This is a genomic window from Clostridioides sp. ES-W-0016-02, from assembly GCF_020641035.1.
Classification (GTDB): domain Bacteria; phylum Bacillota; class Clostridia; order Peptostreptococcales; family Peptostreptococcaceae; genus Clostridioides.
The window spans coordinates 167218-179444 of record NZ_CP061361.1 but is presented as its reverse complement, the minus strand read 5'-3'; the positions used below and the strand labels follow the sequence as shown (position 1 = coordinate 179444).

At 28.6% G+C, this 12227-nt stretch carries 13 protein-coding genes; all 13 read right to left on the bottom strand.

All coding sequences use genetic code 11. The features are described 5' to 3' along the window. Nucleotides 1-45: 45 nt before the first annotated feature. Complete coding sequence (gene spoIIID / locus IC758_RS01210; RefSeq protein ID WP_044212029.1) at nucleotides 46-306, bottom strand: sporulation transcriptional regulator SpoIIID; 261 nt, start codon at nucleotides 304-306, stop codon at nucleotides 46-48. A gap of 97 nt (nucleotides 307-403) precedes the next feature. Continuing rightward, entirely contained in the window at nucleotides 404-1072 is a 669-nt protein-coding gene (locus IC758_RS01205; protein ID WP_227434544.1) for a M23 family metallopeptidase, read from the bottom strand. Nucleotides 1073-1137: 65 nt separating this feature from the next. Beyond that, a complete protein-coding gene (spoIID, locus tag IC758_RS01200) occupies nucleotides 1138-2202 on the bottom strand; it encodes a stage II sporulation protein D (RefSeq protein WP_227434543.1) in 1065 nt (354 codons plus the stop codon). An 86-nt stretch (nucleotides 2203-2288) separates the two neighbouring features. Beyond that, the gene (murA, locus tag IC758_RS01195; RefSeq protein ID WP_227434542.1) at nucleotides 2289-3542 is read right to left on the bottom strand and encodes a UDP-N-acetylglucosamine 1-carboxyvinyltransferase; all 1254 of its coding nucleotides are present in this window, start codon (nucleotides 3540-3542) and stop codon (nucleotides 2289-2291) included. 20 nt (nucleotides 3543-3562) lie between these two features. Continuing rightward, the gene (locus tag IC758_RS01190; protein WP_227434541.1) at nucleotides 3563-4300 is read right to left on the bottom strand and encodes a YwmB family TATA-box binding protein; all 738 of its coding nucleotides are present in this window, start codon (nucleotides 4298-4300) and stop codon (nucleotides 3563-3565) included. A gap of 85 nt (nucleotides 4301-4385) precedes the next feature. Beyond that, the gene (locus tag IC758_RS01185) at nucleotides 4386-5255 is read right to left on the bottom strand and encodes a 4Fe-4S binding protein (RefSeq protein ID WP_227483564.1); all 870 of its coding nucleotides are present in this window, start codon (nucleotides 5253-5255) and stop codon (nucleotides 4386-4388) included. Nucleotides 5256-5440: 185 nt separating this feature from the next. Beyond that, entirely contained in the window at nucleotides 5441-6742 is a 1302-nt protein-coding gene (locus IC758_RS01180) for a rhodanese-like domain-containing protein (RefSeq protein WP_227434539.1), read from the bottom strand. A gap of 43 nt (nucleotides 6743-6785) precedes the next feature. Beyond that, nucleotides 6786-7526, bottom strand: coding sequence for a rhodanese-like domain-containing protein (locus IC758_RS01175; RefSeq protein WP_227834969.1), 741 nt, complete (start codon nucleotides 7524-7526; stop codon nucleotides 6786-6788). 135 nt (nucleotides 7527-7661) lie between these two features. Beyond that, nucleotides 7662-8699, bottom strand: a complete 1038-nt coding sequence (locus tag IC758_RS01170; protein ID WP_227834970.1) for an ABC transporter ATP-binding protein — start codon at nucleotides 8697-8699, stop codon at nucleotides 7662-7664. Nucleotides 8700-8719: 20 nt separating this feature from the next. After that, nucleotides 8720-9514: an ABC transporter permease gene (locus IC758_RS01165; protein WP_227483567.1), complete on the bottom strand. Its 795-nt coding sequence runs from the start codon at nucleotides 9512-9514 to the stop codon at nucleotides 8720-8722. Between the two features lie 8 nt (nucleotides 9515-9522). Further along, on the bottom strand, nucleotides 9523-10398 hold the full coding sequence (locus IC758_RS01160; RefSeq protein ID WP_227434535.1) for an ABC transporter permease subunit: 876 nt from the start codon (nucleotides 10396-10398) through the stop codon (nucleotides 9523-9525). Continuing rightward, nucleotides 10388-11605, bottom strand: coding sequence for an ABC transporter substrate-binding protein (locus IC758_RS01155; protein WP_227834971.1), 1218 nt, complete (start codon nucleotides 11603-11605; stop codon nucleotides 10388-10390). The genes IC758_RS01160 and IC758_RS01155 overlap by 11 nt, the downstream gene beginning before the upstream one ends. A gap of 23 nt (nucleotides 11606-11628) precedes the next feature. After that, complete coding sequence (locus IC758_RS01150; RefSeq protein WP_227434533.1) at nucleotides 11629-12210, bottom strand: CDP-alcohol phosphatidyltransferase family protein; 582 nt, start codon at nucleotides 12208-12210, stop codon at nucleotides 11629-11631. Nucleotides 12211-12227: the final 17 nt, after the last annotated feature.

Sequence of the window (12227 nt, the reverse complement as noted above, 5' to 3'; positions counted from 1 at the left end):
ATTTCTTACAATAATTTAATGTAATAAAAAAAGTAGGTTTTTAACCTACATTTTTTTATGTTCCTTCTCATACTTTAATTTCGTTGCTAATCCCCCTCTAATATGTCTCTCTGATTTATTTTTGTCTAGCACACTTTTAACTTCTTTGGCAAGGGATGGATTTATTTCCTTTAATCTTTCTGTAACATCCTTGTGAATTGTACTCTTACTTACTCCAAATGTCTTGGCTGTTTGTCTTACTGTAGTGTTTTTTTCAAGTATATATTTTGCTACCACTATGGCTCTTTCCTCTATATGAGATCTCAAAGATTACCCCCCTCACATAATAGCTTTAATGATATATATGTAAAAACACCAAAAAATATAACAAGCTTAACCAAATATGATTAAACTTGTTATACTTTTACTTAATTAGACTCATTGGGTCTATAGATTTTTCTCCATTATATGCTTCTAAATGCACATGTATACCCTCTTCACTTTCTATCTGAGAAGTACTTCCTACAGTCCCTAATGATTGTCCTTCTGTTACTTTCTGATTCTTCTTAACACTAACATTTTCATCTAGATTTGAATATACTACTACAGTATTATTGTCGCTTTTTATTTTTACTGATTTTCCATATTCTTCATCATCAAATACATCTACTACCATTCCGTTTAATAGAGATTTTATTTCTTTACCTTTAGTACAACTAACATCTATACCTTTATGAGTTTCCCAAACATCCAATGTTTTAGAATAACTAGGTTCTTTTTCTGAATATTCTCTTATTATCTTATCACCAATGTAATTTAATTTTGTTGTACTTGACTTATTTTCTTCTTTTGCCTTAGCTTTTTCTAAGTTTTGTTTTGAATCTGTCGCAGTAGGGATAGCATCTTTCTTATCTTTTTCAATTAAATGTATTTCCTCTTCACTATCTTTATTAGATTTTTCTATCATGCCTTTATTAGAAGCTAATTTATCTACATTATTATTTGTAAACCAAACTCCACCTACTGCTAATAAACAAACACATACAAATAAAGATAAATAAAAACCATCTTTTTCTAACAGTTTTTTCTTCATTTCGCACCTCCAAATATATTTCTACATTTGGATTATTGACGTGTTTTTGGTATTTTATACAATTATTAGTATATATCTTTTATTTTTGTATCAGTATAGTAATGTGATAATATATCATAGTATTTATAGCCTTCTTCTGCCATACCTTCAGCTCCCCATTGGCTCATACCAACTCCATGACCATATCCTTTTACTACAAAATCTATGTATCCTTCTCCAAATTTTATATCAAAGTTTGCAGAATTTAAGTTAAAAACAGTCCTCACATCTTTTCCTGTGACTTCTTTGTTTCCTAATTTTATTTTTTCTACAGTTCCAGCATCGCTTCTTTCAGTTATTGCAACTTGTTTACTCAAGTTATTTACATCTATCACAATGCTACTATAAGACTTTCTAAGGCTCTTAACAAAATCTGTGTTGCTTATTTTAAGTGTTGATGCAAATTTGGGAGAATACTTATCATATGGGCTTTCTACAGATTTTAAATAAGGATATTTTGATGAAAATACCTCTTCACTATTCTCTGTTTTCCCTGATGAGGTAGAGAAATAAAGAGGAAGTATAGCCTTATCATTGTAAGTTATTATCTGCCCCTTAGTGCCTTTAACTGCGTTTTTAATTTTAGAATACTTATTTTTAATCCATTCTTCACCATTCAACTTTTTAAGAGTCGCATAACTCTTGTATTCTTGACAGTGTTTATAATCAGTACATACCACTGCATTTTTATGTTTACTTGATTTCCCATGTTCTTGCTTATATACTACATACGTTCTAGCTGCTACAGCTTGGGCTTTTAAGGCCTCTATATCAAAATCCGAGGACATCTCACCAGCTAGTACTCCACATAAATAGTTTTCCATGTCCATTTTTTCAACTTTACCTGACATGTGATTATAGACATTTATAACTGGTGTTTTTTTGTCTACAGTTTCATAGTTTACTACCTTTTTATCTTCTTTCTTACCTTCATTTTTAATATCATTTTTTTTAATGGTTTTGTTTATGGAAACTACTTTCTCTGGTTTTTCAGTTAGCTCCACATTTTTGTAAGAAACTAAAGTTATCAATGAAGGGACTAACACAGAGCAAGTTACAAATCCTAACAAAACAACCAATGGGTTCTTCATATACTCTCCTCCTTAGCTTTTAAAACCTTGTATTTAAGTATATGAACAACCCTATCAATTTATAACTTACTTATCTAAACCAATTATTAATCTTCTACTATTTTGATTTGACCACCTAATGCTGTTATCTTTTTATCTATATCAACATAACCTCTTTGAATATGGTATATTTCTCCTATTTGAGTTTCTCCTTCTGCTATAAGACCGCATAAAATAAGCGCTGCTCCTGCTCTTAAATCAGTAGCATTTACTGCTGCACCGTGTAATTCATCTACTCCATTAACAACCGCACTTCTTCCATCTATTTTTATATTAGCACCCATTCTATTGAATTCAGCAACATGCATAAATCTATTTTCAAAAACAGTTTCTATAACTACACCAGTTCCATTAGCTACAGTAAGCATAGCCATAAATTGAGCTTGCACATCTGTAGGAAACCCTGGATGTGGTAAAGTCTTTATGTCTATTGGCTTTAATACCTTTGGACCTACTACTCTAACAGAATTGTCCATCTCTGTAATTTCACAACCAGCTTCTCTTAATTTAGCTACAACTGGCTTTAAATGCTCCATTAAAACATTTTCAACTGTTATATCACCTTTTGTCATAGCTGCTGCAACCATATAAGTTGCTGCTTCTATTCTGTCTGGAATTACATTATGTTCTGCTCCTTTTAACTCCTTAACACCTTTTATCTTTATAGTGTTAGTACCTGCACCTTTAACATCTGCTCCCATTTCATTTAAGAAATTAGCTAAGTCAACTATTTCTGGTTCTTCTGCTGCATTTTCTATTATTGTAGTTCCTTCTGCTAAAGAAGCTGCCATCATTATATTTTCAGTAGCTCCAACAGATGGGAAATCTAAATACAATTTATTTCCTACTAATTTTTCTGTTGCGGCTTCAACAAAACCGTGGTCCATTTCTATTTTTGCACCTAAAGCTTTAAATCCTTTTAAATGTAAATCTATAGGTCTCGTTCCTATAGCACATCCTCCTGGCATAGAAATTTTTGTACTATTAAATCTAGCAAGTAATGGTCCCATAACCAAAAAAGAAGCTCTCATCTTTCTTACAAGCTCATATGGAGCTTCACAAGTTCTTATATTACTTGCGTCAACAGTAAGTGTATTTTCTTTATATTCAACTTCTGCTCCTACATGTCTTAATAAATCTGATATAACATGAACATCTCTTAAATTTGGAACTCCATTTAAAGTTGATTTCCCGTTTGCTAATAAAGTTGCTGCTATTATTGGTAAAACTGCGTTTTTTGCGCCATCTATTTTAACACTACCTTTAAGTGGATTACTCTTTTTTACTATTATCTTAGCCATATTTTCTGATCTCCTCATAATTAATAATCTAATTTTATAATTGGTGTGGCAATATATATGAGTGTTTTTCCATCGTCCTCATTATATTTAATTCCTATATTTAAATTGATTTTTTCCCCTAAATATTCTAAATCATCATCATTTAATACTTTACTATATGCTGTTATAGATAAAAAGTTTACGTCTTTCACTTTATCTATTTGCTTAGCACTCATATTATATAATATTTTTTGTAAAATATCATCATATTTGTGGTTTTGTAACCTTTTTGTGTATTCTCCAACAATACAAGCAGATACATCTACTTGAGATGAATATTTATTTAACACGTTTTCTACACTACTATAAATATCCTCTTTATGTTTATATACTTTGTTGTCCAATATGTCAACTATTATGTAGCTTTCTTTATTATTTTTATTTATTCCTTTTATAGAAATTTCTTTATCGCTATCTTTTATAGTAGCATATAATTGTATTTCATCGCCATACCCTTTTTGGTTCCAATTTATTCCTTTTTCATCTAACTTTAGATTGTTAATTATTTCTAGAAAAATATTATGTAATTCTTTATTTGATAAATTGTAATTTATAACAGAATTAATTTTCATATTATAATATTTAAAATCGGCTTCTGAAGTTTCAAGAGCACTAATTAATTTATTATATCTAGTATTTATATTTGCATCTGCATAAGATATTGTCATGCCTATAGCCATTAACATAAAAAAACTTACAACTAATTTTATTATCTTCATAATAAAAATCCCCCTTAAATTTGTTTTTCTCTATAACAGAATTATTAACAAATTTAAGAGAGATATACTTTATCAATATGTATTTTTATGCATTTTGTAATTTTATATTAAATAAATGTTTTTCAAACTCTTCGATTCCAATTCTCTCTAATACTTTACTTATTCTTTCTCCTGGACTTGCTAATTGTTTATATGTATAAAATACATCTTGCACTAATTCTTCTATATTATCCTCTGTATACAAATTACTAAGTCTATCTCCAAATCTATAGCCTCTTCCCATTCTACCACCAAGATAAACAGCTAGTCCTTTTTTATCAACTTCCATAGCTCCAAATGGACATGCTTGAGCACACTTTCCACAATTTACACATTCTTCTTTATTCCACACTAATTTCTTATCTTCCATATAAACTGATTTTTGTCTACAAGATGATGTACACAATCCACAATTTTTACATTTATCTTCATTAAATTTTACGTATACTTGACCTACTATACCCACATCATTAGTATTTGCTTTTGCACAGTTATTTGGACATCCAACTAGTGTAATTTTAGTTTTAGATGGTAAATCATATCCAAAATATGAATCATGTAACTTTCCACATAATTCTTGTGTATCATATATTCCATGTTGACATACAGTACCTTTGCATGCGACTAATGGTCTTACTTTTTTACCCGTACCACCATGCTTTAGCCCTACAGCTTTTAAATCTTCCTTCATTAAATCTATATCTTCATACTTTATCCATGGTATTTCAACAGCTAATCTAGTAGTAACACCTAAATAACCTCTACCATATTTTTCAGATAACTTTGATAGGTTGATAAGCTGTTCTGCTGTAAAGTTTCCCGCTCTACTCAATATTCTTATTGAGAAATACCCTTCTTGGCTTTGGGCTAATATACCTTCAGCTTTTAACCTTGCTTTTTCATCTTTACTAATCATATTTCACACCTCATAATATATAATTTTATAATTCTATATTGCTAATAATATGTTTAAATAAGTGCACATCCATATAAGCATATTCTAACTATGTTTATATTTTAAAACAGAACAAAGGTATATTCAACTTAATAAACTGAATATACCTTCATTTTAAACAATTATATTATATTTTTTACAAAATTCTATTTTGAATCTCCTGTTTCAATTGGATTTGAATCATCAAGACTCCATCCCATCCATCCATCACTATAGAGAGAAGTATTTTCAAATCCCATAACATTTGCATATGTTAATACCTCTGCAGCACGCCATCCACTTCCACACATAAATGCAAGTTGTTTATTAGTATCTATATTTTCTTTATCCCACATTGCCAATATTTCATATTGATTTCTCATTGTGTTATCTATATTACGATACTCTTCTAGTGATACACTGTCACTACCTGCATGACCATATAAGGCTCCTGGTATACGACCTTTTTTATCATAATAGCTATATCCAGATATTTTACCTATATGTTCATCCCAAGAACGATTGTCCACTAATGTAAATTTATTTTTATCTCTTAGTTTTTGCTTTAATTCTGGTATACTAACAATTAGTTGTGGATTAGCTGGTATATTTTCCCCAAAAGTAGTACATGAACTTTTTGGATTACTAGTTAACTCCAGCTCATATCCTTCTGATAACCATGAGTTTATTCCACCATTCAAAACTCTTACATCTCTTACTCCTATATATCGTAATATAATAGCAATTCTATAAGAAGCCATAGATGCGCTACTTGAAACTATCACAGTATCATCTTTTGTAAATCCATAGTCTAAAGCAAATTTGGCCAAATTATCATTGTTAGTAAGCATCCATGTTGGAGGAGGTTCTATAATATCAGTATTTATATGAACACTTGTAGGTATATGCCCTTTTGCATAAGATTCTTTTTCTTCTCCCCAACTTGCTTCAATCATTTTTATATTCTTAGAATATTCAAATGTCTCTGGAATTTTTCCATCCAAGATATCTTTTATTATGGAAGCAGGTACTATCATTTGATAATTTTTATATCTTTCCATTGGAAGATTTTCATTATTTGCCCATTGTTTAATATCATATTTATATAGATTTTTATATCCTTTTTTAGATAAGTAAGTAGCTACAAGTAAAGCATCTTTTCCATTAGCATCATATAGTACTATATTTTTATCTAAATCAATACCTTTTGTTTTTAGTGCTTGTTCTAATACTTTGTCTTTTTTATCTGAGTCTACATATAACCAATTCGCAGAAAAATCTACTGCTCCTCTTATATGTCCACCTCTTTTTACTCCATCTAATTTCCAGCCATTATATGCATCATTTAAACGAGTATCAACTATAACCCAAGATTCATCTTGTACTTTCTCTTTCAAATCTTCTGTAGAAATTGATTTAACATTAGCACAAAAACCTTCTTCTATTTCTTCTCTTAATTTCTTCGACATAATTTGTACTCCGATTTCTAATCAATCTTTTATTATTTTAAATCTATTTAACTAAATCAAAATCATATTCATCCACACCATCAACTGAATTATATACTTTTGTAAATCCATTCTCTGAAAGTATTTTAGCTGCTTGCCCACTTCTATTTCCAGTTCTACAGTATAAAATTATATCCTTATTTTTATCAAGTTCTCCCATTTTCTTTTCTGTGTCTTCTAGTGGTATATTGATAGCTTCTTTTAAATGTCCAGTTTCAAATTCTTTTGACTTTCTAGCATCTATTACTATAGAATCTTTATTTTCGCTTATTAACTTTAACATTTCAGGCGCAGTTATATCATTATATGTAACTAATTCATAATCAAAATCTTTCACACCTTCTACATTATAAACATCTTTAAATCCATTTTTTACTAATATTTCAGCAGCTTTTGCACTTTTTTTACCTGAGTTACAATACGCTAATATAGTTTTATCCTTATATCCTTCTAAATCACTTAATTTATCTTCTAAATCATCTACTGATATATTTATACCATTTATAATATGACCTTTAGCATAGTCCTCTGCACCTCTTACATCTAATATCAATAATTCTTTATTTTTCTTCATCATTTTTACAGCCTCTTCACCTGTGGCTTCTTTATAACTAGCCTTATCTTGACTTTGAGAAGATTCTTTTGGTTTTTCTGATTCTTTAGAATCACAACCAACTACACTCCCTAATGTTAATACTAAAGTTAAACCAATAGCTAAAACTTTAAATCTTTTACTAAATTTCATAAAATTACCCTCCAAATATTAAAAATATTCCCTTTTTTGATATAAAATCTTATTTTATTATAGTATTCGAATTCATTATAACAAAATTAAAATATATTTGATACTTATTTACTTGTTTACAGCCATAGTTTTTTTCTATAGTTCAACAGGAAAGAATAGAATTTTTCTTTGTTCCATAAACACATCTACCTTTTCATTTATTTCATATAAATTATTGTTGCTACTAGCTTTTAATACCGTTCCATCAATATCTACATCATAGTAAACTTTATCTCCTGCATATCTTTTTTTTAATATAGACCCTTGTCTTCCTACATCATTATCAATCGTTTTTAGGATTATACTTTCTTTTGGTATCATTAACTCTACATTATCTATATTTATATTTTTATATTTATCTAATTTAATAGAAATTATATCATTTACAAATTCTCCATTTCTTATATTTCCGATTAAATAATTTTTTTCTCCAAATATATTTGCAACTTCTTTACTTTTGGGATTTTCATAAAGATTATCAGGTGTGTCGAATTGTTTAACCTCACCATTTAACATAACTGCTATTCTATCACTCATCATTAACGCTTCTTCTTTGTCATGTGTTACTAATATCGTTGTTATCTTTAGATGTTTTTGTAATCCTAATACAAATTCCCTCATTTCATTGCGTAAATTAATATCTAAATTTGAAAATGGCTCATCTAATAACAGTACCTTTGGATTTATTGCTAAAGACCTTGCTATTGCAACACGTTGTTGTTGTCCTCCTGAGAGTTCGTTTGGATATTTATTTTCATATCCTTTTAACTTAACTAAATTTATAAGTTCGTTTACTCTACTTTTTCTTATATTCTTATTTATTTTTTTCATTTTAAGACCAAATTCTATATTTTCATATAAAGTCATATGTGGAAATAATAAATAATCTTGAAAAACTATTACAGTATCTCTTTTTCCTATAGGTATATCTAATACTGATTCATTATTTAAAAGTATATCTCCGCAATCAGGATGTAAAATACCAGCAATTAATTTTAGAGTAGTACTTTTTCCACAACCTGATGGACCTAAAAGAGAAACTATTTCTCCTTCTTTTATATCTAAATTCATATTGTTTAAAACTTTGATTTTGTTAAAACTCTTACATAAATTTATAAGTTTAACTGATGACAATTATTACACCTCCAATCGTACTAAAATAGCCTTGTATTTTGAATATGCTTATAGTTCTTTTTTACATTGTATTCTATTATTATCAAGATAAATAAACTTATTATTAAAAAGAGCATACTATACAAAGATGCGATTGTCCTGTCTCCACTTTGTATATATGGAAACATAATCATTGGATAAGTTATGACACTACCTCCCCCTATAAGAAGAGTCAAAAAATATTGACTAAAGGATATTATGAAAGACATACTTGATGCACCCAATATCCCTGGCAAAATCAAAGGGAAGGTTACATATCTAAATGTATTAAATCTACTTGCTCCAAGTACTTTCGCTTGTATTTCTAAATTATCACCTATTAATTTATAAACATCTGTTATTATTCGAACTGAATATGGTATACATGGAAGTATATTTATAATAATTACTCCCAAAATATTATTGGCCAGGCCTATTCTAATAAATGCTATATGTATGCCCATAGCAACAGATATTAGTGGAATTATAATTGGAGACAATATCAGTAACTCACAAAACCTTTTTCCTTTAAAATCGTATAGTGCTAACGCTTTAGATGCTGGTATACTTAATAAAATAGTAACTAAGACTACAGTTATTGATATTATAATACTTCTCAAAATGATATTCAGATTATTTATATCCAAAATATATCTAAATCCTCTTAATGAAAATTCCTTAGGTAAAAGATTTGGAAATGGCCATGTATTTACAACTCCCCATATTGACAATAATATTATAGGAGCTATAATAACTACAAACATGATATTAAGAATTATATTAAATTTTTTACTCATAGATACTCCTATACATTATATTTTGATATTTTATTAAAAAATCTATCATAAATTATTAATAGTATAAAACTTATTCCAGATAATACAACATTGATACACATTGAGATTGGTCTTTGCATTAAATCTGAACTAGAATAACTCAGATATGCTTGAACTGGTAATGCTTTTGGAGTTGATGCACCTATTAAAAAAGGTACTTCAAAAGAACCAAATGAAAAGGCAAAAATTATTATAAATGAAGAAATTATTGTAGGCATAGCAAGCGGCAACACTATATATCTAAACGTTTGAAGTTTACTTGCACCTAAATTTATAGACACTTGTTGTAGATTATCATTTATATTTTTCAATATATTATAAACCATTAGTGTTATATATGGTATTCCTTTCCACAAATAAACTGAAATTATCCCTATTCCATTTTTATCAGAAACCATTGGTATAAATTCAGATGAATCCTTTATTATATTGAAAAAATAAAATACTCTTGAAACTATACCTGTTTGAGAAAATATTATAAATACCAATAATACAGCTATTATATGTGGAACTACTAGCGGAACATTTAGAATCATATATCTAACTTTAGAAAATTTATTTTGAGACATTATATATGCTAAAAGTATACCTATAATAATAGCCAAAATTGATGACACTAAAGAAATCTTCAAACTAAAGATAAGAGATTCTAAAAAATTAGAATCTCTAAAAATTTCTCTATAATAATTTAATGTAATTTGCTCAAGACCAATCTGAGGAAAAAATCCTAGACTTTGTGAGATGCAATTTATAATTCCTACACCCATTATAAGTATCAGGATGATAGATACAGGTGCTATTAATAAATATGGAATTATTTTATCATTAATTATTTTACTTTTCACTTTCTAGTACCTCTTTAGTCCATATTTTTTCTATTATTGGAACTATTCCCGCTTTTAATTCTGGAACTGAATTTTTTAATACTATAGTTTCACTAAATTTCTTAACATCTTCACCTGGAATCTTCTTCATATCTAAAACAGATGTATCTCCCCAATTTTTAGTTTCTGTCTTAGAGGATTGTGCATCTATACTCATCAAAAAATCTATTAACACTATTGCACCTTCTTTATTTTGAGAATTATCTGGTATAGCAACAAAATGTGTGTTACTTATATTTCCTTTTTCAAATTCTATTGCTTTTGTAGATTTGCTAAACTCTCCACTTTCTATCCTTCCTAATAATACATTGGGAGCATAAGTCATTGTAAAATAGGTTTCATTATCTGAATACATATTATCTAACTGAGAAGATGTCGCAGGATAAGTTTTACCTTTATTCCATAAGTATGGTTTTATTTCTTTAAGATACTCCATAGCGGGTTGTATGACTTGTTTTACTTTAGCTTCATCTTCTGGTAAATTTTTTACTTTATCATATCCTACTACATCATATATTATATTTCTGACAAATGCACTTCCTGTAAAATCTGGTGGGGCTGGATAGGTAAATTTTCCAGGATTAGATACAATTACTTTTTTTAGTGTTTTTGCATCAGTTATTTTTGTATTAATCTTAGATGTGTCTGTTACAACTGCAAATTGAGATTTACCCCAAGGAGCTTCCATCCCCTCTACCTTAACTCCAAAATCTGTAGTAATATCTTCAGAAGATGAATCAACATACTTTTCATAATTAGAAAGTTTCTCTACAAAAGGTCCAAATAGCAATTTATTCTCTTTTGCTGTTTTGAAGTTTTCTCCATTTATCCAAACCACATCTATAGTACCCTTAGCATTTCCAGCTTGTTTTTCTGACAATAGTTTATTAAGAATGTTTTCTATATCTATTCCTACTCTTTTTACAGTTATGTCATAGTCTTCTTTCATCTTTGGAATTACATAACTATCAAACCATTTATTCATTACTTCATTTCCACCATATCCATAAAAGTTAACTGTTGTACCTTTTGCAGATTTTAAAATCTCTTCATTGCTACTTTTTAATATATCTTTTTGAGGCTCTTCTTTTTTATCGTTATTTGAACACCCTATCAATCCAAATACAAGCCCTAAACATAATAATATTGTTAATATCCTCTTTTTCATTTTTTCCCCTCTCAAAAATTAATTTATAATATTTTTTTTGCTTCTAGTAGTCTTTGAACTGCTGTAAATAAAACGACTATAGAAAATAGATTTGCTATCGTTCCAATATAACTTTGAAATAAAATCATCAAAGTAAAAAGTATAAATCCCTCACTCCTTTCAGCTACACCAGCTTGATAATAAAATGATTTCATACCTTTTTTATCAGTTAAGGCCCCAACAGTTAAAAATATAGTCATTGACATAAGAATACTACTTAAAAGAATCATTAGATTTAACCTTACATCAATCATCTTCAAGCCAAATACTAAAATCATACTTATTTCTACTATTCTGTCAAAAGTAATATCCATTAATGTTCCAAATAAGGATGTTTTATTACTACTTCTCGCCATATCACCATCTACAGCATCTAGGTATCCTGAAACCCATAATGTAATTATTGCTAGCACTTTCATATCGAGATATATAAATAAAGACGTAGATATTCCAACTATAAGTGCTATTATTGTCACGTTATTTGGAGTTAATTTAAGTTTTAAAAAGAACTCTGCTCCTTTGATTATAAATGGCTCTACATATTTTCTTGCATGTGTATCTAACATATTATTTCCTTTCATTA